The sequence below is a fragment of the Romboutsia sp. 1001713B170131_170501_G6 genome (assembly GCF_015668195.1).
In the GTDB taxonomy this organism is placed as follows: Bacteria; Bacillota; Clostridia; order Peptostreptococcales; family Peptostreptococcaceae; genus Romboutsia_C.
The window spans coordinates 22,528-49,322 of sequence record NZ_JADPFC010000009.1 but is presented as its reverse complement, the minus strand read 5'-3'; the positions used below and the strand labels follow the sequence as shown (position 1 = coordinate 49,322).

The following is a 26,795-nucleotide window of genomic DNA, read 5'->3' as shown; positions in this document are numbered from 1 at the left end:
ATGAGAGTAGGATTAGGATATGATGTTCATAAATTAGTTGAAGGTAGGAAACTTATAATGGGCGGAGTTAATGTTCCACATGAAACAGGATTATTAGGACATTCAGATGCAGATGTTTTAGTTCATGCAATAATGGATTCTATGTTAGGAGCATTAGCATTAGGAGATATAGGTAAGCATTTCCCTGACACAGATGAAAGATATAAAGGAGCAGATAGTATAGAATTACTTAGACATGTAAATAATCTAATAATAGAAAAGGGATATACTATAGGAAATATAGATGCTACAATAATAGCGCAAGCGCCAAAAATGGCACCACATATTCAAAGTATGAGAGAAAATATAGCAAATGCTTTAAATACTGACTTAGACAGAATAAATGTAAAAGCAACAACAGAAGAAGGACTTGGTTTTACAGGTACAAAGCAAGGTATAGCATCACAAAGTATTTGTTTATTAGTTAAAGTTGACAACTAATATGAAATAATATAATATTATCTCATAAGTATGGAAAAATAAAATTAATAATTAACTATTCATTAACATGTATAACAAAAAATGAATACAATAATATTATTAATAACAACATACAATAAATAAAAAATATAAATCAAAGCTATAATAAAGAAATAGTAAAAGACTAAAGTCTTCACAGAGAGGAAACATTTGGTGAAAGTTTCTAAGATATAATCTTTGAACCAATCTTTTAGCATAAAGGTGGTAACAAACCTTTACGGTAGGGACCGTTATATCCCCTAAAGAGAGCCAATGGCTAATTAGAGTGGTACCGCGGAAATTCAACCTTCCGTCTCTATACATATGTATAGAGACGGAAGGTTTTTTTAATATTAAGACTTTCAAAATATAAAATAGGAGGAAATAACTATGAAAATGTCAAAAATGTTTATGCCAACATTAAGAGAAGTTCCAGCTGATGCAGAAATAACAAGTCATCAATTAATGATGAGAGCTGGTATGATAAGAAAGATGGCATCAGGAGTATATAATCAATTACCAATGGGTATAAGAGTTTTCAAAAAAATAGAAAACATAGTAAGAGAGGAATTGGAGAAAAAAGGATGCCAAGAAATACTATGTTCAGGATTAATACCATCTGAGTTATGGAAAGAGTCTGGAAGATGGGACGTAATGGGTGCAGAAATGATGAGAGTGAAAGATAGAAATGATAGAGATTTCTGCCTTGGGCCAACTCATGAAGAAGTATTCACAGACTTAATAAGACAAGAAATAACTTCTTACAAGCAATTACCACTTAACTTATATCAAATACAAGTTAAATATAGAGATGAGAGAAGACCTAGATTTGGGGTTATGAGAACTAGAACTTTCACTATGAAAGATGCATATAGTTTTGATATAGATGAAGCAGGATTAGATAAATCATACCAAGATATGTATGATGCTTATACAAATATATTCGCTAGATGTGGATTAGATAATAGCCCAGTTCAAGCAGATACAGGAGCAATAGGTGGATCTGTTTCAGCAGAGTTCATGGTTAAATCAGAAGTAGGAGAAGATGAAATAGTATTCTGTAGTGGATGTGACTATGCAGCAAACATGGAAAAAGCTGTTTCAGTAAACACTTCTTTAGATAAAGAAGAAATGAAAGAATTAACAGAAATACACACTCCAAATGTTCACACAATAGAAGATTTAGAAAAATTCTTCAACCTACCAGCAAACAGATTTGCTAAGACTTTAGTCTATGAAGTAGATGGAAAGACTGTTGTGGTTGTAGTAAGAGGAGATAGAGAAGTTAATGAAACTAAGGTTGCTAACGCTATAGGTGGAGCAGTAGAGTTCGAGCTTGCTAGAGAAGAAGTTGTAAGAGCTGTAACTAAAGCAGGTATAGGATTTGCTGGACCAATAGGTGTTGAAGCTGACTATGTATTTATAGACAATGAAGTAGCTGAACAAAATAACTTAGTTATAGGTGCTAATAAAGATGAATACCACATACAAAATGCTAACTATGGAATAGATTTCGAAGGTACAGTTGGAGATTTCAGAAATGTTACTGAAGGAGATAAGTGTACTAAATGTGGATCTGAATTAGAAATAGCTAGAGGGGTAGAAGTTGGTCATATATTCAAGTTAGGAACTAAGTACTCAGAAACTATGGGTGCTAACTATATAGATAAAGATGGAAAATCTAAGCCAATAGTAATGGGATGCTATGGTATAGGTATAGAAAGAACCGCTGCTGCTATAATAGAGCAACATCATGATGAAAATGGTATAATATGGCCATTATCAATAGCTCCATATCATGTAGTAGTTGTACCAGTAAATATCAAAAAGGCAGAACAAATGGAAGCTGCTGAAAAGATATACAATGAGTTACAATCTATGGGTGTAGAAGTATTATTAGATGATAGAGACGAAAGAGTTGGAGTTAAGTTCAAGGACAGCGAATTAGTAGGTATACCAATGAGAATCACGGTTGGTAAAGATATAACTGACGGTAAAGTTGAATTTAAATTAAGAGATGCCCAAGATAAAGAATTAATAAGCTTAGATGAAATAAAATCTAAAATAGAAGCTGAGTTTGTTAAGAATAACGTTAAGTTAGGATAGTATAGATAATAAATAGTATATATAATTCACTAAACTATCAACAAAAAATGGTTAATATGTGGATATATATACTATTTTAATTGTGTAGAAAATCATATTATCCACAAAATTTAAATATAAAATAAGAGCTTAAAATAAGATAAATTTAAATTTTTTTAAGTTAGTACTTATAAAATAGATTTATAGGTGTATACTTGTAGGTATAAAAATATAATAATATCGCGATTTTAACATAGATTTGGGTAAAATAACATTACAATATATGTGTTATTCTGATATTATAAATTTATACATAACAACTATTAGAGGAGGCTATTCAAATGAATGTAAGAGTAAGATTTGCTCCAAGTCCAACTGGATTTGTACACATAGGTAGTTTAAGAACTGCTTTATATAACTACTTATTTGCAAAGAGAATGGGTGGAGAGTACATATTAAGAGTAGAAGACACAGACCAAACTAGATTAGTAGATGGTGCAATAGAAAATATGCTTAATGCTATGAGTTGGGCTGGAGTTAATCATAGCGAAGGTGTTATGATAGACGAAAATGGAAATATAACTCAAGTAGGTGAAAATGGGCCGTATATACAATCTGAAAGATTAGATATATATAAAGATTATATAAAACAATTATTAGATAATGGACAAGCATATTACTGTTTCTGTACAAAAGAAAGATTAGACGAAGTAAGAGAAAAGCAAAAAGAAGCTGGAGAAACTCCAAGATATGATGGGCACTGTAGAGACCTTTCTAAAGAAGAGATCGAAGCTAAAATAGCAGCAGGAGAACCATATGTTATAAGATTAAAATTACCTGAAAATCATGTTATAAAGTTCACTGACTTAGTTAGAGGTGAAACAGAATTTAACACTAATGATTTAGATGACCAAGTTTTAATAAAGACTGATGGATTCCCAACTTATCACTTTGCAGTTGTAGTTGATGACCATTTAATGAAAATAACTCATGTTATAAGAGGAGAAGAATGGGTTTCTTCAACTCCAAAGCATGTTTACTTATATGAAGCATTTGGATGGGAAGCACCAACATTTGTACATTTACCAAATATACTTAACAAAGAAAAGAAAAAATTAAGTAAGAGACATGGTGATGTTGCAGTTGAAGACTTCAAGAAAAAAGGATATTTACCACAAGGATTAGTTAATTATGTTGCATTAGTTGGTTGGTCTCCAGAAGATAACCAAGAAATATTCACTATGGAAGAATTAGAGAAAGCTTTCTCTGTAGAAAGAGTATCTAAGAGTGGTGGAGTATTTGATACAGAAAAACTAAACTGGGTTAACCAACATTATATAAAGGAAGCAGATGATAGCTACTTAACAGACTTAGCTATACCTTTCTTAATTGAAGCTGGTCTTATAACAGAAGAAGAAGCTACTACTAAGTATGATTTTATAAAAGGAATGGTATCAGTTGTTAAAGAAAAATTACAGTATGTAAAAGAAATAACTGAACATGCTAATATATTCTTCTCAAATGAAGTTAAATTAGAAACTGAAGAATGTAGAGAGTTCTTAAACTTAGAACATATACCAACTTTAATAGATGCATTACAAACTAAGATAGAAAATGCAGAAGTTGTAGATGAAGCATTTGTTAAAGCTATGTTTAAAGAAATACAAAAAGAACACGGTATAAAAGGTAAAAACTTATTCATGGGTTCTAGAGTAATATTAACAGGACAAATGCATGGACCAGATTTACCAAAGACTATGGAAGTTCTAGGAAAAGAAAATTGTTTAGAGAGAATAGCATACGTTAAAAATAACATATTATAATATGAAAAAAGCTCACCTAGTTAGGTGAGCTTTTTTATTAATTTCAACATAGATTATATAAATAGCGTTAACTAATAATTATATTTATTTTAAAATTTTACTAAAAATATTATATTCAAAAAACGTAGTATATCTAGGAGTTTTATATATAATAAGGGAAATAAACAAAATAGAAAGAACGAAATATATGTTAATTATTAGTACTATTAAGAGTAAAAAAATATTTGTGTAGTATTTTGATGAAAAGATTTATGGGTATAACTAAAGGAATTACTTAAAACAGAGTTAATATATAAAAAGCATAAGAAAATAAATTGTTTGAAAAGTTATTTTTAACATACAATATAGTTTTACTTTATACCAGGGAGGGTAACTATGTATAGTAATAATAAAGATGATATAAAAAAAGAATTGAAAAATTTATGTGCAGATTATGTTAACATACTAGAGAAGTTAAAAAAAGAAAAAATTATAAGTGAAGAAACTTATAATACTTGTTCCTTAAAAAAAATTTCATTTTTAGAAGAATAAACCTATAATTTTTTTGCAATCAGATTTTTTTAAAATCATAAGGACATAATAGTAGTACTATTAATTGTAAAGAATTTAAACTATAATATAATATATAGATAGTTAAGAAATAATATAACAATCAGTGAGGTGATAAGAGTGAAGTTATACAATACATTAACAAGAACAAAAGAAGAATTTGTTCCATTAGAAGAAGGAAAGGTAAAAATGTATGTGTGTGGACCTACAGTTTACAACTATATACATATAGGTAATGCTAGACCTTTCATAATGTTTGATACACTTAGAAGATATTTAGAATATAGAGGTTTTGATGTAACTTACGTTCAAAACTTTACAGATGTAGATGATAAAATAATAAAAAGAGGTCATGAAGAAAATATAGCACCAGAAGAAGTGGCTAATAAATACATAAATGAGTATTTTGTTGATGCTGATGGATTAGGAATAAAAAGAGCAGATGTTCATCCTAGAGTAACAGATAACATACAACAAATAATAGATTTTGTTAAGGAATTAGAAGAAAAAGGATATGCTTATGAATCTAACGGAGATGTATACTTCGACACTAAAAAATTTGAAGGATACGGAAAACTTTCTAAACAAAATCAAGACGATTTAGAAGCTGGAGCAAGAATAGAAGTTAATAGTCAAAAGAGACATCCAATGGATTTTGTTCTGTGGAAAGCAAAAAAAGAAGGAGAACCAGGATGGGAAAGTCCATGGGGAGAAGGTAGACCAGGATGGCATATAGAATGTTCAGTTATGTCTAAGAGATACTTAGGTGAAACTATAGATATACATGCTGGAGGTCAAGATTTAACATTCCCTCACCATGAAAATGAAATAGCTCAAAGTGAAGCTAGAAGTGGAAAAACTTTCTCTAATTATTGGGTACACAATGGATACATAAATATAAACAATGAAAAAATGAGTAAATCTCTAGGAAACTTCTTTACAGTAAGGGAGATATCTGAAAAATATGATTTAGAAATAGTAAGATTCTTCATGTTATCTGCACATTACAGAAATCCAGTTAACTTCAGTGATGAAATGTTAGCACAAGCTAAAGCAGGGCTTGAAAGACTTTACAATGCTAAAGAAAAATTAGAATTCACAATAGAAAACTTAAAAGAAAGTTCTTTAACTGAAGGGGAAAAAGATTTAGTATCTGAATTAAATAGTTACAGAGAAAAGTTTATAAACGCTATGGAAGATGACTTAAATACAGCAGATGCAATAAGTGCTATATTTGAATTATCTAAGTTTATAAACACTAATGTAAATGAAAATTCTTCTTTAGAATTTGCTAAATTATGTCTAGATGAATTTAATGAATTAACTTCTGTATTAAATATAGTTAATAAGAAAAATGATGATATATTAGATGAAGAAATAGAAAATCTTATACAAAAAAGAGTAGATGCTAAGAAAAATAAAGATTATAAATTAGCAGATGATATAAGACAAGAGTTATTAGAAAAAGGCATAATACTAGAAGATACTAGACAAGGAACTAAGTGGAAGAGAGCATAATTATGAATAGAACGGAATTAATAACAATGTCTCCATTAGTATTAGCCTATATAGGTGATACAATATATGAGTCATATATAAGAGAGTATCTAATAAGAAAGAACATCAACAAAAAGGTCAATGACCTTCACAAGTCAGCTATAAAGTATGTTAATGCTAAAGCACAGGCGACAGTGATGCATGAAATAGAAGAGGAGTTAAGTGAAGATGAATTAAGAATCTACAAAAGAGGTAGAAATCAAAAATCTCATACTTCTCCTAAAAATGCAGATATTATAGACTATAAATGTGCAACTGGGTTCGAAGCTTTAGTGGGATATCTACATTTAGGCGGAGAGAAAGATAGGCTTGACTATATAGTTGAAAAAGGCATAAATATCATAGAAAAAAATATGTAAAGGTATTGTTAAAAACAATACCTTTTTATATACGAGTATATATACTTTTTTATGATAGACAAAATAAATAAAAAAATATAATTTTAATATTGTATAATAAAAAATATGAATATTTTAAGGAAGAGGTTTTAGAGATGAAAGTAAAATTATTAGCACATACACCAGAACCAGAAAAGGTAATATCAATGGCTGCAAAACTATGTTATTCAGCAGTAGGGGTGGATCAAATAGAAGAAAATCTAACAGATGAATCGGTAGATAGATTTCTAAATATGTTAATAAATATAGGGCATGAATCTCCATTAGAGCATGTATCATTTACATTTGCAGTTGAAGGAATATCAAGAGCTTGTTCTCACCAATTAGTTAGACATCGTATAGCAAGCTATTCACAACAAAGTCAAAGGTATGTAAAGTTAGATCAATTTGAGTATATAGTACCACCAGAGATAGAAGCAGTAAAAGAAGCTAAAGAAGTATTTATACAAGCTATGGAAGAAGATCAAAAATCATATGATAAATTAGTGGATATATTATTTGATAAACATTATAATAATATGATAAAAGATGGAAAAAATGAAAAAGAAGCTAAAAGACAAGCTGAAAAGAAAGCAATAGAAGATGCTAGATATGTATTTCCTAATGCATGTGAAACAAAAGTAGTATTTACTATGAATACAAGAAGTTTATATAATTTCTTAAATCATAGATGCTGTGAGAGGGCACAATGGGAAATAAGAGAGCTATCAATAGAAATGCTAAGACAATTAAAGCAAGTAGCTCCAATCTTATTTAAAAATATAGGACCTAAATGTGTAAAAGGACCTTGCCCAGAAGGTAACATGACATGTGGTAATATAGTTCAGATAAGAGACAAGTTTAAAAATTTATAGGCGGTGGAAGAATTGGCAAGTATAGAAGGTAGAAATCCTGTAATAGAAGCAATAAAAAATGGTAGAGAAATAGATAAGATAATGGTATCTAACTCTGCAAAAGAAGGTTCAATAAAAAAAATAATAGCAATGGCTAAAGAGAAGAACATAATAGTTCAATATGTTGATAAGCATAAATTAGATGAAATTAGTACAAGTCACTCTCATCAAGGTGTAATAGCTCAAGTAAGTGAACTTAAGTATTGGGAATTAGATGATTTAATAGATAGTGTTAAAGAAAAAGGAGAAGATCCATTTTTTATAATACTAGATGAAATAACAGACCCTCACAATTTAGGTTCAATAATTAGAACAGCAGATGCAGTTGGAGCTCATGGGGTTATAATACCAAAAAGAAGATCAGTTCACGTTACCCCAGTAGTTGCTAAAGCATCAGCAGGAGCTGTAGAATATGTACCTATATGTAAGGTAACTAATATAGTTAATACGATAAAGAGACTAAAAGAAGAAGGTCTATGGATAGCAGCAGCTGATATGGATGGACAAGTATTTTATGAGCAAAACCTTACAGGTTCAATAGGTCTTGTAATAGGAAGTGAAGGTTTTGGTATATCTAGATTAGTTAAACAAAACTGCGACTTCACTATAAAAATGCCTATGATAGGTAATGTTACATCGCTAAATGCATCTGTAGCAGGTGGAATACTTCTTTATGAGATATTTAAACAAAGATCAGGTGTAAAATAAATTGAGAAGAAATGTAAAAAGTTATCTAATAATAGATGGTTACAATATAATAAATGCATGGGATGAATTAAAGGACGTTGCTCAAACAAGTCTAGAAAGTGCTAGAGAAAAATTAATAGACATAATAATTGAGTATGCTGAATTTACAGGAAGAAAAGCTATAATAGTGTTTGATGCATATAATGTAAAGCATAGTAGAGAAACTGTAGAAGACAGGAAATATATAACTGTGGTATACACTAGAGAGCATCAAACTGCAGATAGCTACATAGAAAAATTTATAAGTACTCTTTCCAGATACGACGATATAAAAGTTGCTACAAATGATTATGCAGAACAGCAAATTATTTTAGGAAAAGGAGCAACAAGAATATCTGCCAGAGAGTTAAAGTTGGACTTAGATAAAGCTAAGTCGAATATAAGGGAAAAAAACAGTAGCAACCAAAAAAAGATACAGCGAAATTGGTTAGAAGAAAGGCTAGATAAAGAGACATTGTCGAAACTTGAGAACATTCGTAGAATGCATTGAAATTACTGAAATTATTCGCTTATAATATAGCTATGAAAATGTTTTATTGGGGGAGATTTACATGTTCGTAGCTAATGACGAAAAATATGGGTTAATAGATAATTCGCAACAAGATGAGTATGAAATAGTATTAAAAGCGAGTAAGGGGGATACAATAGCATTAGAATATATTATAAAAAAATATAAAAATTTCGTTAAAGCAAAAGCGAAATCATATTTTTTAATAGGGGCAGATAAAGAAGATATAATACAAGAAGGTATGATAGGTTTATACAAAGCAGTTAGAGATTTTGATGCTACTAAAACAAATTCTTTTAGAGGATTTGCTGAAATATGCATAACTAGACAAATAATAACTGCTATAAAAACAGCAACTAGGCAAAAACATATACCGTTAAATTCCTACATATCATTAAATAAACCGATATATGATGAGGAGTCTGATAGAACTCTTTTAGATATAATAGCAACAAGCATAGTTAGTGATCCAGAGGAGCTTATAATAAGTAAAGAGGAGCTAAAACACATTCAAAGTAAGATGGATGAGCTTTTAAGTGATCTAGAACAAGAAGTATTAGAACTATACTTAAATGGTAAGTCTTATCAGTATATAGCAGACAAGCTTGGAAGAGATGTAAAATCAATAGATAATGCTCTTCAAAGAGTCAAGAGAAAATTAGAAAAACATCTTGAAAACAGGAATAATTAATAGTAAAATACTTATCATAAGCTTAATGTAAGCTATAACTAATAATATAAAAACAGGAGGTATTTCAAAATGGCTAAAGCTAAATTTGAAAGAAATAAACCACATGTTAATATAGGAACTATAGGTCACGTTGACCACGGTAAAACTACATTAACAGCTGCAATAACAAAAACTTTATTCGATAGATATCAATTAGGAGAAGCAGTAGATTTCGCTAACATAGATAAAGCTCCAGAAGAAAGAGAAAGAGGAATCACAATATCAACTGCTCACGTTGAATACGAAACTCCAAACAGACACTACGCACACGTTGACTGTCCAGGACATGCTGACTACGTTAAGAACATGATAACAGGAGCAGCTCAAATGGATGGTGCTATATTAGTTTGTTCAGCAACTGATGGACCAATGCCTCAAACAAGAGAGCATATATTATTATCAAGACAAGTTGGTGTACCATACATAGTAGTATTCTTAAACAAGTGTGACATGGTAGACGACGAAGAATTATTAGAGTTAGTTGAAATGGAAGTTAGAGACTTATTAAATGAGTACGAATTCCCAGGAGATGACACTCCAATAGTAAGAGGATCTGCTTTAATGGCATTACAAGATTCTTCTTCAGAGTGGGGAGACAAAATAGTTGAATTATTCGAGCAAATAGACGAATATATACCAGCTCCAGAAAGAGACGTTGATAAAGACTTCTTAATGCCAGTAGAAGACGTATTCTCTATAACAGGTAGAGGAACAGTTGCTACAGGTAGAGTTGAAAGAGGAGTATTAAAGGTTCAAGACGAAGTTGAAATAGTAGGACTTGCTGACGAGCCAAGAAAAGTTGTAGTAACAGGAGTAGAAATGTTCAGAAAGTTATTAGACCAAGCACAAGCTGGAGATAACATAGGAGCATTAATAAGAGGTGTACAAAGAAATGAAATAGAAAGAGGACAAGTTATGGCTAAGCCAGGAACAGTTAAGCCTCACACTAAGTTCAATGCAGAAGTATACGTTCTTAAAAAAGAAGAAGGTGGAAGACATACTCCATTCTTCGATGGATACAGACCACAATTCTACTTCAGAACAACTGACGTAACAGGAACTTGTAAGTTACCAGAAGGTACAGAAATGGTTATGCCTGGAGATAACATACAAATGACTATAGAGTTAATAAACTCAATAGCAATAGAAGAAGGATTAAGATTCGCAATAAGAGAAGGTGGAAGAACAGTAGCATCAGGTGTTGTTGCTTCTATAATAGAGTAATCTTTTCTTAGGTGATTAATCTATAGATGAAAGAGGGGTTTTAACCCCCTCTTTTTTTAAAGAGTGAAACCACAAAAACATTGACACCACTATAATTTTGTGATAACTTATACAAGGTAATGATTCAGGAAGGTAATAATACCTCAATAAATAATTAAGGTGTTATATTATTATATATATATATTAATTATTATTGCATAAAAAAGTTGGAGGTGTAGCAGATGAGAGTTAAAGTAACTTTAGCATGTACAGAGTGTAATCAAAGAAACTACAACACTACTAAGAACAAGAAAAACAACCCAGACAGAATAGAATTACAAAAATACTGTAGATTCTGTAAGAAGCACACTACTCACAAAGAAACAAAATAGTTTTTTATAAGGAGTGGATCAAATGGCTGCCCAAGCAAATCAAGGCGCAGGAACTAAGAAAAAAAGAACTGGTTTAGTATCTTATATAAAAGAAACAAAACAAGAACTTAGTAGAGTTTCGTGGCCAAGTAGGAAAGAATTACTTAAAAATACAGGGGTAGTTTTAACTGTAGTTATTTCATCTACTATATTAGTGTGGGTTTTAGATAGTGTATTATCTGGTGCACTAGGGCTGATACTAAAATAGAAAAGGAGAATCAAAATGTCGGAATTACAAGAAGCAAGATGGTATGTTGCGCATACTTATTCAGGACATGAGAATAAGGTTAAAGCTACGATAGAAAAAGCTGTAAAAACTAGAGGTATGGAAGACTACATAAAGCAAGTAGTTGTACCTACTGAAGATGTAGTTGAAACTACTAAAACAGGGAAAGAAAAAACTAGACAACGTAAGATATTTCCAGGTTATGTTCTAGTAAAAATGATAATCACTGATGAGTCTTGGTATGTCGTAAGAAATACTAAAGGAGTTACTGGATTTGTTGGACCAGGGTCTAAGCCAGTACCATTAAGTGATGATGAAGTACTAGCTATGGGCATAGAATTAACTGAACCTAAAATAGGTAACAGCAATATCGACTTAGAAATAGGTGATGCTGTTGAAGTTTCAAACGGACCATTCGCTGGACAAGTAGGTACAGTTGAAGCAATAGACGTAGAAACTAAAGAAGTTAAAGTGTGCATAGATGCATTTGGAAAGAAGACTCTATTTGTTGTAGAGTCAGATAGTATAGAGAAATTATAATAGTTACTCAAATATAAAAATAAGGAGGTACGAAAAATGGCTAAAAAAGTTATAGGTCAAATAAAATTACAAATACCTGCAGGAAAGGCTACTCCAGCACCACCAGTTGGTCCAGCATTAGGACAACACGGTGTTAACATAATGGGATTCACAAAAGAATTCAATGCTAAGACTGCAGATCAAGCTGGAATGATAATACCAGTTGTTATAACTGTATACCAAGATAGATCATTCTCATTCATAACAAAAACTCCACCAGCTGCAGTATTATTAAAGAAAGCTGCTGGTTTAGACACTGCATCAGGAGAACCAAACAAGAAGAAGGTTGCTACTTTATCTTCAGCTAAGATAAGAGAAATAGCTGAATTAAAGATGCCTGACTTAAACGCTGCTTCAGTAGAATCTGCTATGAGAATGATAGCTGGTACTGCAAGAAGTATGGGAATCGTTGTAGAAGACTAATTTCAAATAAATTAGACACTTCTTTAAGAAGTGGGAGGTTTAAAAACCGAATATAACCACAAGGAGGAAAATAAAAATGGCTAAAAAAGCAAAGAAATATGTAGAAGCATTAAGCAAAGTAGACAGAGCTAAGTTCTACGATGCTACAGAAGCTTTAGCATTAGTTAGTGAAATAGCTACTGCTAAGTTCGATGAGACTGTTGAAGCTCATATAAAATTAGGTGTTGACTCAAGACATGCTGATCAACAAGTTAGAGGTGCTGTAGTATTACCTCACGGAACTGGTAAAACTAAGAAAGTTTTAGTTTTCGCTAAAGGTGAAAAAGCTAAGGAAGCTGAACAAGCTGGAGCTGACTTTGTAGGAGCTGAAGAATTAGTTCAAAAAATACAAGGTGAAAACTGGTTTGATTTCGATATAGTTGTTGCTACTCCAGATATGATGGGTGTAGTTGGTAGATTAGGTAGAGTATTAGGACCTAAAGGTTTAATGCCAAACCCTAAATCAGGAACAGTTACATTTGATGTAGCTAAAGCTATAGATGAAATAAAAGCAGGTAAAGTTGAGTACAGATTAGACAAAACTAACATAATACACGTTCCAGTAGGAAAAGTATCATTTGGTGGAGAAAAGTTAGCTGAAAACTTTGCAACTTTAATGGAAGCGATAGTTAAAGCTAAGCCAGCTGCTGCTAAAGGACAATACTTAAGAAGTATAACAGTTGCATCTACTATGGGGCCTGGAGTTAAAATAAACCCAGCTAAAATAGCAGAATAATAAAAACTGTTGACATAGCTAAACAAAAATGTTAATATAACATTTGTTGATATAAAAAAGAATAGATTTGCCGTAGACAGTAGGTGCTTAAGAGCTTAATATCCTACCGAGGTTTTAGATAAATTGAAATTACTAAAGCTTTTGTTGTCTACTTTTAGACACGAAAGCTTTTTTAAATGAGATTGCGGCGAATACTAAACCTAATCAGGTGAAGGAGGTGCACATCTAGATGAGAAAAGCTATAGAACTTAAATCACAAGTTGTGGCTGAAATAGTTGAAAAATTAGAAAAGTCATCTGCTGCTGTTGTTGTTGATTACAAAGGATTAACAGTTGAAGAGGTTACTGAACTAAGAAAGAAAATGAGAGAAGCTGGTGTTGAATACAAAGTATACAAAAACACTTTAGTTAGAAAAGCTGCTAAAGAAGTTGGTATAGAACAATTCAACGATGAATTATTAGTTGGAACTAATGCAATAGCTTTCGGATACGAAGACCCTGTTGCTCCAGCTAGAATATTAAAAGAATTCATGGATTCTCATCCAAAAATGCAATTAAAGATGGGTATAGTAGAAGGAGAATTCTACAACGAGTCTCAAATAGTTGAGTTCGCTAACATACCATCAAGAGAAGTTCTTCTTGCAAAATTACTTGGAAGCTTAAAAGCTCCAATGTCAAACTTCGCATACTTATTAGATGCAATGATAAAGAAACAAGAAGGTCAAGAAGCTTAATAAACATTAACCAAGAAAAAGTTGGATTGGTTATATAATTAATTAAAAATTAACGAAAATAATTCGGAGGTGCTAAAAATGACAATAGAACAAATATTAGAAGCTATAGAAAATATGAAAGTTTTAGAATTAAATGAATTAGTTAAAGCTGCTGAAGAAAAATTCGGTGTATCTGCTTCAGCTCCAGTTATGATGGCTGGTGCAGTTGCTGGTGGAGCTGCTGAAGAAAAGACAGAATTCGACGTAGTATTAGCTAACGCTGGTTCTTCAAAAGTTGGAGTTATAAAAGCTGTTAGAGAAATAACTGGATTAGGATTAAAAGAAGCTAAGGAATTAGTTGACAACGCTCCTAAGACATTAAAAGAAGGAGTTTCTAAAGAAGAAGCTGACCAAATGAAAGAAAAATTAGAAGCTGCTGGAGCTTCAGTAGAAGTTAAGTAGTTTTCTTTTAGGAGGTGTCCTGTTTGGGACACCTTTTTTGTTTTCTAAAAAAATATGTAAAAAATGAGAATTTTAGTTTAATATTTTGCGCATAATAAATAATGCATATTTTGTAGGATAAATTAAATGTAAAGAATAGAATAATATTACATATTGAAAAATGCTTGACATTATGATAAAATTATTAGATGCGTTAGAATAAACTATGGTTTTATTTTTTATTATTGAGAGGTGAAAAGTGAATGCCACATCCTGTCACGATAGGTAAAAGAACTAGAATGAGCTTTTCTAAGATAAAAGAAATAGCTGATGTGCCAAATCTTATAGAATTACAAGTTGATTCTTATAAGTGGTTTATCGAAGATGGATTAAAAGAAGTTTTCGAAGACATATCTCCAATAGAAGATTACACAGGTAATCTTATATTAGAATTTGTTGATTACTCTTTAGACGATAAGCCTAAGTATGACATAGAAGAATGTAAAGATAGAGATGCCACATACTGTGCACCTCTAAAAGTTAAGGTTAGACTTATAAATAAGGAAACTGGGGAAATAAAAGAGCAAGAAGTATTTATGGGAGATTTCCCTTTAATGACAGAAAAAGGAACTTTCATAATAAATGGTGCTGAGAGAGTTATAGTAAGTCAGTTAGTTAGATCTCCTGGCGTTTACTATGCTTTAGAAAGAGATAAAACAGGTAAGAAGTTAATATCATCTACTGTAATCCCTAACAGAGGAGCATGGTTAGAATACGAAACAGATTCTAATGATGTAATATCTGTAAGAGTTGACAGAACTAGAAAGCAACCAGTAACAGTATTATTAAGAGCTCTAGGAATAGGTACGGATGCAGAAATAATCGAACTTCTTGGAGAAGATGAGAGATTAGCTGCAACATTAGAAAAAGATAATACTACTTCTGTTGAAGAAGGTTTAATTGAGATATACAAGAAGTTAAGACCGGGTGAACCACCAACAGTAGAAAGTGCATCATCATTATTAAATGCATTATTCTTTGATGCTAAGAGATATGACTTAGCAAAAGTAGGTAGATACAAGTTCAACAAAAAGCTTGCTTTATGCTACAGAATAATGAACAGAGTTTCAGCTGAAGATATAGTTAATCCAGAAACTGGAGAAGTATTTGTAAAAGCTGGAGAAAAAATAAGCTACGAAATAGCTAAGGATATTCAAAATTCTGGAATAAATGTAGTTAATTTATTACTAGAGGATGAAAAGACTGCTAAGGTTATAGGTAATAACTTTGTAGATATAAAATCACATATAGAATTCAATATAGATGATTTAAATATAAAAGAAAAAGTTCATTACCCAACTTTAAAAGAGATAATGGATGAATATAGTGACGAAGAAGAAATAAAAGAAGCTATAAAATCTAGAATAAAAGAACTTATACCAAAGCATATATTATTAGATGACATAATAGCATCTATAAACTACCAATTCAACTTATTCCATGAAATAGGTTACATAGATGATATAGATCATTTAGGTAACAGAAGAATAAGATCAGTTGGTGAGTTATTACAAAACCAAGTTAGAATAGGTTTATCTAGAATGGAAAGAGTTATAAAGGAAAGAATGACTGTTCAAGACATGGAAGCTATAACTCCTCAAGCTCTAGTTAACATAAGACCTGTTTCTGCTGCTATAAAAGAATTCTTCGGTAGTTCACAGTTATCTCAGTTCATGGATCAAACTAACCCATTATCTGAGTTAACACACAAGAGAAGATTATCTGCACTAGGACCAGGAGGTCTTTCAAGAGAAAGAGCTGGGTTCGAAGTTCGTGACGTTCATCATTCTCACTACGGAAGAATGTGTCCTATAGAGACACCAGAAGGACCAAACATCGGTCTTATAAACTCATTAGGTACTTATGCTAAGATAAATGAATTTGGTTTCATAGAATCTCCTTATAGAAAAGTAGATAAGGAAAATGGTAGAGTAACTGATGAGATACATTACTTAACAGCTGATGAAGAAGATTTATTCATAAGAGCTCAGGCTAATGAACCATTAGAAGAAGATGGAACATTCATAAATAAGAGATTAGTATGTAGAACTAAAAATGGTGCTGTTGAACTAGTTCCAGTATCAAGAGTTGACTACATGGATATATCTCCAAAGCAAGTTGTTTCTATAGCAACTGCAATGATACCATTCTTAGAAAATGACGATGCCAACCGTGCGCTGATGGGATCGAACATGCAACGTCAAGCAGTACCTCTAGTGAGAAGAGAAGCTCCAATCATAGGTACAGGGGTTGAATACAGAGCTGCTAAAGACTCTGGAGCAGTTGTTGTTGCTAAGAACTCTGGTATAGCTGAAAGAGTTACAGCTGATGAAATAATAATAAAAAGAGAAGATGGAAACAAAGATAGATATAAATTACTTAAGTTTAAGCGTTCAAACCAAGGTACTTGTATAAATCAAACTCCTATCATAAATAAAGGAGATAAGATAGAAAAAGGTGATGTTATAGCTGACGGACCTTCAACAGATCTTGGAGAAGTAGCATTAGGAAGAAACTGCTTCATAGCGTTCATGACTTGGGAAGGTTATAACTACGAAGATGCCATCTTAATAAATGAAAGATTAGTTAAAGAAGATAGATTATCAACAATTCATATAGAAGAATATGAATGTGAAGCTAGAGATACTAAATTAGGACCTGAAGAAATAACTAGAGATATACCTAACGTTGGAGAAAGTGCTATAAAGAACTTAGACGAAAGAGGTATAATCAGAATAGGTGCTGAAGTAGATTCTGGAGATATATTAGTTGGTAAAGTAACTCCAAAAGGAGAAACTGAACTTACTGCAGAAGAAAGATTACTTCGTGCTATATTCGGAGAAAAAGCTAGAGAAGTTAGAGATACTTCACTTAAGGTTCCTCATGGAGAATCTGGTATAATAGTTGATGTTAAAGTGTTCACTAGAGAAAATGGTGACGATTTATCTCCAGGTGTTAATGAATTAGTTAGATGTTATATAGCTAAGAAGAGAAAGATAACTGTTGGGGATAAGATGGCCGGACGTCATGGTAATAAAGGGGTTATATCTAGAATCTTACCAGAAGAAGATATGCCATTCATGCCAGACGGAACACCATTAGATATAGTTCTTAACCCACAAGGTATACCATCTCGTATGAACATCGGACAGGTTCTTGAAGTTCATTTAGGGCTTGCTGCTAAGGCTTTAGGATGGCATGTTGCTACATCAGTATTTGATGGTGCAAAAGAGCCAGATATAAGAAAAGCATTAGTTGAAGCTGGATATCCAGAAGATGGAAAAATAACTTTATATGATGGTAGAACAGGAGATACTTTCGACAACCCAATAACAGTTGGATACATGTACATGTTAAAACTACATCACTTAGTTGATGATAAGTTACATGCTAGAAGTACAGGACCATACTCATTAGTAACTCAACAACCACTAGGTGGTAAAGCACAATTCGGTGGACAAAGATTCGGTGAGATGGAGGTTTGGGCTCTAGAAGCATACGGAGCTGCTCATATACTTCAAGAAATACTTACTGTTAAATCTGACGACGTTGTAGGACGTGTTAGAGCATACGAAGCAATCGTAAAAGGTGAAAATATACCTGAACCAGGAATACCAGAATCATTCAAGGTTCTTATAAAAGAACTTCAAAGTTTATGCTTAGATGTAAAAGTATTAACTGATGAAGATCAAGAAATAGAAGTAAGAGAATCACTAGATGTAGAGGAAACTACTGGTGAATTTGAATTAGATATAATAGAAAATGTTAAAGAAATGGAAGATGACCATATAATAGAAGAAATCGAAGAAGAAGATTTCGAGAATGGTGATATGGATAACATTGAATTTGAAGAAGACATAGTTTATGATGAAATAGACTATGATGATACAGAAGACTTTGATGTATAATATTTTTATTAATGTAAATATCAAATAGAAGGGAGAGAACTCCTTGTTTGAATTAAACAATTTTGAGTCGATAAAGATAGCACTAGCTTCTCCAGAGAAAATAAGACAATGGTCTAGAGGAGAAGTAAAAAAGCCTGAAACTATAAACTACCGTACACTAAAACCAGAAAAAGATGGTCTTTTCTGTGAAAGAATATTTGGACCTCAAAAAGACTGGGAATGTCACTGTGGTAAATATAGAAGAGTAAGATACAAAGGTGTAGTTTGTGATAGATGTGGAGTAGAAGTTACTAAAGCTAAAGTAAGAAGAGAAAGAATGGGACATATAGAGCTAGCAGCTCCTATGTCTCACATCTGGTACTTCAAGGGGATACCAAGTAGAATGGGACTTCTACTTGATATGTCTCCTAGATCTTTAGAGAAGATACTATACTTTGCTTCATATGTAGTAGTTGATCCAGGAGAAACTGGATTAAATGCTAAGCAATTACTAACAGAAAAAGAATACAGAACTGCAGTTGATAAGTATGGATACAATACTTTCACAGTGGGGATGGGTGCTGAAGCTGTAAAACAATTATTACAAAATATTGATTTAGAGCAAGAAAGCAAAGAGTTAAGAGCTGACCTTAAGGACAGCACTGGACAAAAGAGAGTTAGAACTATAAGAAGATTAGAAGTTGTGGAAGCATTCAGAAAGTCAGGAAACAAGCCTGAGTGGATGATATTAGATGCTATTCCAGTAATACCACCAGATTTAAGACCGATGGTACAACTTGATGGTGGAAGATTTGCAACTTCTGACCTAAATGATTTATACAGAAGGGTTATAAATAGAAATAACAGATTAAAGAGATTATTAGAACTTGGAGCTCCTGACATAATTGTTAGAAATGAAAAGAGAATGCTTCAAGAAGCAGTAGATGCTTTAATCGATAATGGTAGAAGAGGTAGACCTGTAACAGGACCTGGTAATAGACCACTTAAGTCTTTATCAGACATGTTAAAAGGTAAGCAAGGACGTTTCCGTCAAAACTTACTTGGTAAACGTGTTGACTACTCAGGACGTTCAGTTATAGTTGTTGGACCAGAACTTAAATTTTACCAATGTGGTCTTCCAAAGAAAATGGCCCTTGAATTATTCAAGCCATTCGTTATGGATAGATTAGTTAAAGAAGGTTATGCGCACAACATAAAGAGTGCAAAAACTATAGTAGAAAAAGTTAAGCCAGAAGTTTGGGATGTTTTAGAAGAAGTTATAAAGAGTCATCCAGTTCTACTTAACCGTGCTCCTACTCTACACAGACTAGGTATACAAGCATTTGAACCAGTATTAGTAGAAGGTAAAGCAATAAAACTACATCCACTAGTATGTACAGCGTACAACGCTGACTTCGACGGTGACCAGATGGCGGTTCACGTTCCTTTATCAGTAGAAGCCCAAGCAGAAGCAAGATTCTTAATGCTATCTGTAAACAACATACTTGCACCTAAAGATGGTACTCCGATAACTACTCCTTCTCAGGATATGGTTCTAGGTTGTTACTATTTAACAATTGAAGATCAAGGTGGAGAAAAAGGAACAGGTACGATATTTAAAGATTACAATGAAATGTTACTTGCTTATGAAAATAAAGCAGTTGAATTACATTCATTAGTAAAGATGAGAGTTGTACTTGAAGATGGAAGAAGTTCTTTAGTTGAAAGTACAGTAGGTAGATTTATATTTAATGAAAATATACCTCAAGACTTAGGATTTGTTGACAGAGAGAAAGATCCATTTGGATTAGAAGTTGATTTCTTAGTTGACAAAAAATCTCTAGGTAAAATAATAGATAAGTGTTTCAGAAGACATGGAAACACTAGAACAGCTATGATGTTAGACCACATAAAATCTTTAGGATTTAAATTCTCTACTAGAGGTGGTATAACAGTTGCCGTTGCAGATATGAAGATACCTGAAGAAAAGAAAGGTCATATAGCAGCTGCAGAAGAAAAAGTTGATAAATATGAAAAAGCATACAGAAGAGGTCTTATATCTGACGAAGAAAGATATGAAAGAGTTATAGAAACTTGGACAGAGACTACTGAAAAAGTTACAGATGCTCTTATGTCAGGTCTAGAAAGACTTAACAATATATTCATAATGGCTCACTCTGGAGCCAGAGGTTCTAAGAACCAGATAAGACAGTTAGCTGGTATGCGTGGTCTGATGGCCAATGCATCTGGTAAAACAGTTGAAGTTCCAGTTAAATCTAACTTCCGTGAAGGTTTAACAGTAATGGAATACTTCACATCATCACACGGTGCTAGAAAAGGTCTTGCCGATACAGCGCTTCGTACAGCCGATTCAGGTTACTTAACAAGAAGACTTGTTGATGTCAGTCAAGATGTTATAGTAAGAGAAATAGACTGTGGAACTAGTGATGTAACAGAAGTTAGTGCAATAAAAGATGGAAACGAAGTAATAGAAGAACTATACGATAGAATAGTTGGAAGATATACTATAGCTCCTATAGTAAATCCTACAACAGGTGAAGTTATAGTTGAAGCTGATGCTATGATACAAGAAGATGATGCTGATAGAATAGTTGAAGCTGGAATAGAAAAAGTTGAAATAAGAACAGTTCTTAACTGTAAGACAAACCACGGAGTTTGTTCTAAGTGTTATGGTAGAAACCTTGCAACAGGTAAGGAAGTAAACATAGGTGAAGCTGTAGGTATAATAGCTGCTCAATCAATCGGGGAGCCAGGAACACAGCTTACAATGCGTACATTCCATACAGGTGGGGTTGCCGGTGGAGATATAACTCAAGGTCTTCCAAGGGTTGAGGAATTATTCGAAGCCAGAAAACCAAAAGGTTTAGCAGTTATAACAGAAGTTGCTGGTAGAGTTGAAATAGATGAAACTGGTAAGAGAAAAGAAGTAGCTGTAATACCACAAGAAGGAGAAACTCAAGTATACGCAATACCTTACGGATCAAGAATAAGAGTTAAACAAGGTCAAATGGTTGAAGCAGGAGATCCATTAACTCAAGGTTCTATAAATCCACATGATATAGTAAGAGTACAAGGTATAAGTGGAGTTCAAAACTATATAGTTAAAGAAGTTCAAAGAGTTTATAGAATGCAAGGTGTTGACGTTAACGATAAGCATATAGAAGTTATAGTTAGACAAATGCTATCTAAAGTTAAGGTTGAAGATCCAGGAGATACAGAATTATTACCAGGTGGTTATGAAGATGTATTAACATTCAATAAATGTAATGAAGAAGCTATTGCTAACGGCTTAAGACCAGCAGTTGCTAAGAGAACTTTACTTGGTATAACTAAGGCTTCTCTTGCTACAGAATCATTCTTATCTGCAGCTTCATTCCAAGAAACAACAAGAGTTCTTACTGAAGCAGCTATAAAAGGTAAGGAAGATCACTTAATAGGTCTTAAAGAGAATGTTATAATAGGTAAATTGATACCAGCAGGAACAGGTATGAAGAGATACAAGAACATAGCTGTTGAAAAAATTGAAGAGTAAGCTTAAACTAGCCGATTAATAGCTAGAAAGTAACTTGACAGTAATTATGTCTGGTGATAAAATGTTAAAGTGTGCAATTGAAAGTTATCTAAGAGCCTATGGCTCTTAGAGTTTTCAATTGGACTTTATATAATTAAAGAACTAGCAGCACCAAACTGCAAAGAGCTAAAACCACAGGAATGTGAGTTAATAGACATTTAATTGTGAGTAACGTAAGTTACTATGAATCAATATGTTTTCATATTGATGTAGTTGGCGGTCATTAAGATCGAAAATTTGGAAAAGGAGGTGCAGATGATGCCAACAATTAACCAATTAGTTCGTAAAAGAAGACAAGCAATAGAAAAGAAATCTACTGCTCCAGCATTACAAAAAGGGTACGATTCTTTACACAAGAAATCTACTAACACAAGTTCACCACAAAAAAGAGGAGTTTGTACTTCAGTTAAGACAGTAACTCCTAAGAAGCCTAACTCAGCTTTAAGAAAAGTTGCCAGAGTTAGATTAACAAACGGAATAGAAGTTTCTGCTTATATACCAGGTGAAGGACACAACTTACAAGAGCATAGTGTTGTTCTTATAAGAGGAGGAAGAGTAAAAGACCTTCCAGGGGTTAGATACCACATATTAAGAGGTACATTAGATACTGCAGGTGTTGATAAGAGAATGCAAGCAAGATCTAAGTACGGTGCTAAGAGACCTAAAGCTGCAAAAAAATAGTAAAAATTAACAATTGATTATAGTGCGGTGCTTTAAATATATATAGATATTTATGGCATCACGGCATATTATGATGTCGAGTACCTATGATTTAATAATATCAAATAATTAAGGAGGGAAGCAAAATGCCAAGAAAAGGTAATGTTCCAAAGAGAGAAGTATTAGCTGATCCAATGTATGGAAGTAAAGTTGTTACTAAGTTAATAAACAATTTAATGATAGATGGAAAAAAAGGAAAAGCTCAAACAATAGTATATGATGCTTTTGCTTTAATAGCTGAAAGAACAGGAGAAGAAGCCATAGAAGTATTCAACAGAGCTATGGATAACATAATGCCTGTTTTAGAAGTTAAAGCTAGAAGAGTTGGTGGAGCTAACTACCAAGTTCCAGTTGAAGTTAGACCAGAAAGAAGACAAACTTTAGGTTTAAGATGGTTAGTAAACTACACTAGAGCTCGTGGAGAAAAAGGAATGGTTGAAAAGTTAGCGAAAGAAATAATGGACGCTGCAAATAACACAGGAGCTTCAGTAAAGAAGAAAGAAGATACTCATAAGATGGCAGAAGCTAATAAAGCATTTGCTCACTACAGATTCTAATAGTAGGATATAAAGATACCTTTTAAGGGATATCGTAAGGAGGAGAACCATGGCTAGAAAGTTTCCTTTAGAAAGAACTAGAAATATAGGAATCATGGCTCATATAGATGCAGGAAAAACTACTACTACAGAAAGAATCCTATTCTATACAGGGCAAACACATAAAATAGGAGAAACTCACGAAGGAGCTTCTCAAATGGACTGGATGGAGCAAGAGAAGGAAAGAGGTATAACAATAACTTCTGCCGCTACTACTGCTGCATGGAAAGACCATAGAATAAACATAATAGATACACCAGGACACGTCGACTTCACAGTTGAGGTTGAAAGATCTTTAAGAGTTCTTGACGGTTCAGTTGCTGTATTCTGTGCTAAAGGTGGGGTTGAACCTCAATCTGAGAACGTATGGAGACAAGCTGATAACTACGGTGTACCTAGAATAGCATTCGTAAATAAGATGGACATCATGGGTGCAGACTTCTTTAACGTTGTATCAATGATGAAAGAAAGATTAAATGCAAATGCTGTACCAATGCAATTACCAATAGGTAAAGAAGATTGGTTAGAAGGTGAAATCGACTTATTAGAAATGAAAGCTCATATCTATAAAGACGACTTAGGAAAAGAAATAGAAATAACTGAAATACCAGAAGATATGAAAGAATTAGCTCAAGAGTGGAGAGAAAAAATGGTTGAAGCAGTAGCTGAAACTGATGAAGAGTTAATGATGAAATATCTTGAGGGTGAAGAGCCAACTATAGAAGAATTAAAAGCTGCTATAAGAAAGGCTACTATAGCTTGTGAAATGAACCCAGTATTCTGTGGATCTGCTTACAAGAACAAAGGTGTTCAGTTATTATTAGATGCAGTTGTTGATTATTTACCAGCTCCAACTGATATACCAGCTATAAAAGGTATATTAGAAAATGGTGAAGAAGCAGAAAGACACTCATCTGATGAAGAACCATTCTCAGCTTTAGCATTCAAAATAATGACTGACCCATTCGTTGGTAAGTTAGCATTCTTCAGAGTTTACTCTGGAATAATGCAAGGTGGATCATACGTACTAAACTCTACTAAAGGTAAGAGAGAAAGAATAGGACGTATACTACAAATGCATGCTAATACAAGAGAAGAAATAACAGAAGTATACGCAGGAGACATAGCTGCAGCAGTAGGATTAAAAGATACTACTACTGGAGATACTTTATGTGATCCAGCTAATCCAATAATACTTGAATCTATGGAATTCCCTGAGCCAGTTATATCTGTTGCTATAGAGCCTAAGTCTAAAGCAGCTCAAGAAAAGATGGGTATAGCTCTTCAAAAATTAGCTGAAGAAGATCCAACTTTCAGAGTTAAGACTGATGAAGAAACAGGACAAACTATAATATCTGGTATGGGTGAATTACACTTAGAGATAATAGTTGATAGATTATTAAGAGAATTCAAAGTTGAAGCTAACGTTGGTGCTCCACAAGTTGCTTACAGAGAAACTATAACTCAACCAGTAGATGTTGAATACAAGTACTCTAAGCAATCAGGAGGTAGAGGTCAATACGGACACGTTAAGATCAGAGTTAATCCTCAAGAGCCAGGTGCTGGTTACAAGTTTGAAAACAAAACTGTTGGTGGATCTGTTCCTAAGGAATATGTTGGACCAACTGATGCAGGTATACAAGGTGCAATGCAATCTGGTATAGTTGCTGGATACCCAGTTGTTGACGTTGCTGTTGAATTATACGATGGTTCTTACCATGAAGTCGATTCATCAGAAATGGCATTCAAAATGGCTGGTTCTATGGCTATGAAGGAAGCTATGAAGAAAGGTAATGCAGTATTACTTGAGCCTTACTTCAAAGTTGAAGTTGTTACTCCAGAAGAGTACATGGGAGACGTTATGGGTGGATTAAACTCTAAGAGAGGTTTAATACAAGGTATGGAAGCTAGATCTGGTGCACAAGTTATAAATGCATTCGTTCCACTTTCAGAAATGTTTGGATACTCTACTGAGTTAAGATCATCTACTCAAGGTCGTGCAACATACACAATGATATTCGACCACTACGAGCAAGTTCCAGCTTCAGTTGCTAAGAAAATAGCTGAAGGAAAATAATAATTTTTAAAAAAATAAGTATAATAAGTAAGGCGAGGTTACCTCGTCTTACATAAAATATATATAGGGAGGTATTTCAAAATGGCTAAAGCTAAATTTGAAAGAAATAAGCCGCACGTTAATATAGGAACTATAGGACACGTTGACCACGGTAAAACTACATTAACAGCTGCAATAACAAAAACTTTATTCGATAGATATCAATTAGGAGAAGCAGTAGATTTCGCTAACATAGATAAAGCTCCAGAAGAAAGAGAAAGAGGAATCACAATATCAACTGCTCACGTTGAATACGAAACTCCAAACAGACACTACGCACACGTTGACTGTCCAGGACATGCTGACTACGTTAAGAACATGATAACAGGAGCAGCTCAAATGGATGGTGCTATATTAGTTTGTTCAGCAACTGATGGACCAATGCCTCAAACAAGAGAGCATATATTATTATCAAGACAAGTTGGTGTACCATACATAGTAGTATTCTTAAACAAGTGTGACATGGTAGACGACGAAGAATTATTAGAGTTAGTTGAAATGGAAGTTAGAGACTTATTAAATGAGTACGAATTCCCAGGAGATGACACTCCAATAGTAAGAGGATCTGCTTTAATGGCATTACAAGATTCTTCTTCAGAGTGGGGAGACAAAATAGTTGAATTATTCGAGCAAATAGACGAATATATACCAGCTCCAGAAAGAGACGTTGATAAAGACTTCTTAATGCCAGTAGAAGACGTATTCTCTATAACAGGTAGAGGAACAGTTGCTACAGGTAGAGTTGAAAGAGGAGTATTAAAGGTTCAAGACGAAGTTGAAATAGTAGGACTTGCTGACGAGCCAAGAAAAGTTGTAGTAACAGGAGTAGAAATGTTCAGAAAGTTATTAGACCAAGCACAAGCTGGAGATAACATAGGAGCATTAATAAGAGGTGTACAAAGAAATGAAATAGAAAGAGGACAAGTTATGGCTAAGCCAGGAACAGTTAAGCCTCACACTAAGTTCAATGCAGAAGTATACGTTCTTAAAAAAGAAGAAGGTGGAAGACATACTCCATTCTTCGATGGATACAGACCACAATTCTACTTCAGAACAACTGACGTAACAGGAACTTGTAAGTTACCAGAAGGTACAGAAATGGTTATGCCTGGAGATAACATACAAATGACTATAGAGTTAATAAACTCAATAGCAATAGAAGAAGGATTAAGATTCGCAATAAGAGAAGGTGGAAGAACAGTAGCATCAGGTGTTGTTGCTTCTATAATAGAGTAATCTTTTCTTA

At 33.1% G+C, this 26,795-nt stretch carries 24 protein-coding genes and 2 other annotated features; all 24 genes read left to right on the top strand.

Annotated elements, in window-relative coordinates:
* The 24 genes from ispF (at window position 1) to tuf (I4U89_RS13655) (ending at window position 26,785) form a co-directional block, all read left to right on the top strand.
* On the top strand, window positions 1-480 hold the full coding sequence (ispF, locus tag I4U89_RS13770) for a 2-C-methyl-D-erythritol 2,4-cyclodiphosphate synthase (RefSeq protein ID WP_195940862.1): 480 nt from the start codon (window positions 1-3) through the stop codon (window positions 478-480).
* A gap of 132 nt (window positions 481-612) precedes the next feature.
* Window positions 613-819, top strand: a binding site (T-box leader).
* A 69-nt stretch (window positions 820-888) separates the two neighbouring features.
* A complete protein-coding gene (locus I4U89_RS13765) occupies window positions 889-2,604 on the top strand; it encodes a proline--tRNA ligase (protein WP_195940861.1) in 1,716 nt (571 codons plus the stop codon).
* 320 nt (window positions 2,605-2,924) lie between these two features.
* Entirely contained in the window at window positions 2,925-4,406 is a 1,482-nt protein-coding gene (gltX, locus tag I4U89_RS13760) for a glutamate--tRNA ligase (protein ID WP_195940860.1), read from the top strand.
* 375 nt (window positions 4,407-4,781) lie between these two features.
* The gene (locus I4U89_RS13755) at window positions 4,782-4,937 is read left to right on the top strand and encodes a hypothetical protein (RefSeq protein ID WP_195940859.1); all 156 of its coding nucleotides are present in this window, start codon (window positions 4,782-4,784) and stop codon (window positions 4,935-4,937) included.
* 138 nt (window positions 4,938-5,075) lie between these two features.
* Window positions 5,076-6,473 (top strand): cysteine--tRNA ligase, encoded by a 1,398-nt coding sequence (gene cysS, locus I4U89_RS13750; RefSeq protein WP_166506183.1) that lies wholly within the window; start codon window positions 5,076-5,078, stop codon window positions 6,471-6,473.
* 2 nt (window positions 6,474-6,475) lie between these two features.
* Entirely contained in the window at window positions 6,476-6,871 is a 396-nt protein-coding gene (locus I4U89_RS13745; RefSeq protein WP_195238536.1) for a Mini-ribonuclease 3, read from the top strand.
* A gap of 134 nt (window positions 6,872-7,005) precedes the next feature.
* Window positions 7,006-7,764 carry an FAD-dependent thymidylate synthase gene (gene thyX / locus I4U89_RS13740; protein ID WP_166506185.1) on the top strand — a complete coding sequence of 253 codons (759 nt, stop codon included), beginning with the start codon at window positions 7,006-7,008 and terminating at the stop codon, window positions 7,762-7,764.
* Between the two features lie 12 nt (window positions 7,765-7,776).
* Window positions 7,777-8,511, top strand: a complete 735-nt coding sequence (gene rlmB / locus I4U89_RS13735) for a 23S rRNA (guanosine(2251)-2'-O)-methyltransferase RlmB (RefSeq protein ID WP_166506186.1) — start codon at window positions 7,777-7,779, stop codon at window positions 8,509-8,511.
* Window position 8,512: 1 nt separating this feature from the next.
* Entirely contained in the window at window positions 8,513-9,040 is a 528-nt protein-coding gene (locus tag I4U89_RS13730) for an NYN domain-containing protein (RefSeq protein ID WP_195940858.1), read from the top strand.
* A 61-nt stretch (window positions 9,041-9,101) separates the two neighbouring features.
* A complete protein-coding gene (gene sigH / locus I4U89_RS13725) occupies window positions 9,102-9,749 on the top strand; it encodes an RNA polymerase sporulation sigma factor SigH (RefSeq protein ID WP_166506188.1) in 648 nt (215 codons plus the stop codon).
* A 69-nt stretch (window positions 9,750-9,818) separates the two neighbouring features.
* Entirely contained in the window at window positions 9,819-11,012 is a 1,194-nt protein-coding gene (gene tuf / locus I4U89_RS13720) for an elongation factor Tu (RefSeq protein ID WP_092921788.1), read from the top strand.
* Between the two features lie 221 nt (window positions 11,013-11,233).
* Window positions 11,234-11,383, top strand: a complete 150-nt coding sequence (gene rpmG / locus I4U89_RS13715) for a 50S ribosomal protein L33 (RefSeq protein ID WP_092921766.1) — start codon at window positions 11,234-11,236, stop codon at window positions 11,381-11,383.
* A gap of 22 nt (window positions 11,384-11,405) precedes the next feature.
* Window positions 11,406-11,630, top strand: a complete 225-nt coding sequence (gene secE, locus I4U89_RS13710) for a preprotein translocase subunit SecE (protein ID WP_092921768.1) — start codon at window positions 11,406-11,408, stop codon at window positions 11,628-11,630.
* Between the two features lie 15 nt (window positions 11,631-11,645).
* Window positions 11,646-12,188 carry a transcription termination/antitermination protein NusG gene (gene nusG, locus I4U89_RS13705; protein ID WP_195940857.1) on the top strand — a complete coding sequence of 181 codons (543 nt, stop codon included), beginning with the start codon at window positions 11,646-11,648 and terminating at the stop codon, window positions 12,186-12,188.
* Window positions 12,189-12,224: 36 nt separating this feature from the next.
* A complete protein-coding gene (rplK, locus tag I4U89_RS13700; protein WP_021121982.1) occupies window positions 12,225-12,650 on the top strand; it encodes a 50S ribosomal protein L11 in 426 nt (141 codons plus the stop codon).
* 76 nt (window positions 12,651-12,726) lie between these two features.
* Window positions 12,727-13,425 carry a 50S ribosomal protein L1 gene (rplA, locus tag I4U89_RS13695; protein WP_092921771.1) on the top strand — a complete coding sequence of 233 codons (699 nt, stop codon included), beginning with the start codon at window positions 12,727-12,729 and terminating at the stop codon, window positions 13,423-13,425.
* 52 nt (window positions 13,426-13,477) lie between these two features.
* Window positions 13,478-13,608 (top strand) — a sequence feature (ribosomal protein L10 leader region).
* 46 nt (window positions 13,609-13,654) lie between these two features.
* Window positions 13,655-14,158, top strand: coding sequence for a 50S ribosomal protein L10 (rplJ, locus tag I4U89_RS13690; protein WP_092921773.1), 504 nt, complete (start codon window positions 13,655-13,657; stop codon window positions 14,156-14,158).
* 78 nt (window positions 14,159-14,236) lie between these two features.
* Window positions 14,237-14,599, top strand: a complete 363-nt coding sequence (gene rplL / locus I4U89_RS13685; RefSeq protein WP_092921776.1) for a 50S ribosomal protein L7/L12 — start codon at window positions 14,237-14,239, stop codon at window positions 14,597-14,599.
* A 242-nt stretch (window positions 14,600-14,841) separates the two neighbouring features.
* On the top strand, window positions 14,842-18,546 hold the full coding sequence (gene rpoB / locus I4U89_RS13680; RefSeq protein ID WP_195940856.1) for a DNA-directed RNA polymerase subunit beta: 3,705 nt from the start codon (window positions 14,842-14,844) through the stop codon (window positions 18,544-18,546).
* Window positions 18,547-18,589: 43 nt separating this feature from the next.
* On the top strand, window positions 18,590-22,078 hold the full coding sequence (rpoC, locus tag I4U89_RS13675; RefSeq protein ID WP_195940855.1) for a DNA-directed RNA polymerase subunit beta': 3,489 nt from the start codon (window positions 18,590-18,592) through the stop codon (window positions 22,076-22,078).
* Window positions 22,079-22,375: 297 nt separating this feature from the next.
* Window positions 22,376-22,798 (top strand): 30S ribosomal protein S12, encoded by a 423-nt coding sequence (rpsL, locus tag I4U89_RS13670; protein WP_092921782.1) that lies wholly within the window; start codon window positions 22,376-22,378, stop codon window positions 22,796-22,798.
* 125 nt (window positions 22,799-22,923) lie between these two features.
* Complete coding sequence (rpsG, locus tag I4U89_RS13665; RefSeq protein WP_195940854.1) at window positions 22,924-23,394, top strand: 30S ribosomal protein S7; 471 nt, start codon at window positions 22,924-22,926, stop codon at window positions 23,392-23,394.
* A gap of 49 nt (window positions 23,395-23,443) precedes the next feature.
* Window positions 23,444-25,510, top strand: a complete 2,067-nt coding sequence (gene fusA / locus I4U89_RS13660) for an elongation factor G (RefSeq protein WP_195940853.1) — start codon at window positions 23,444-23,446, stop codon at window positions 25,508-25,510.
* An 81-nt stretch (window positions 25,511-25,591) separates the two neighbouring features.
* Window positions 25,592-26,785 (top strand): elongation factor Tu, encoded by a 1,194-nt coding sequence (gene tuf, locus I4U89_RS13655; RefSeq protein ID WP_092921788.1) that lies wholly within the window; start codon window positions 25,592-25,594, stop codon window positions 26,783-26,785.
* The last annotated feature ends 10 nt before the right edge of the window (window positions 26,786-26,795 follow it).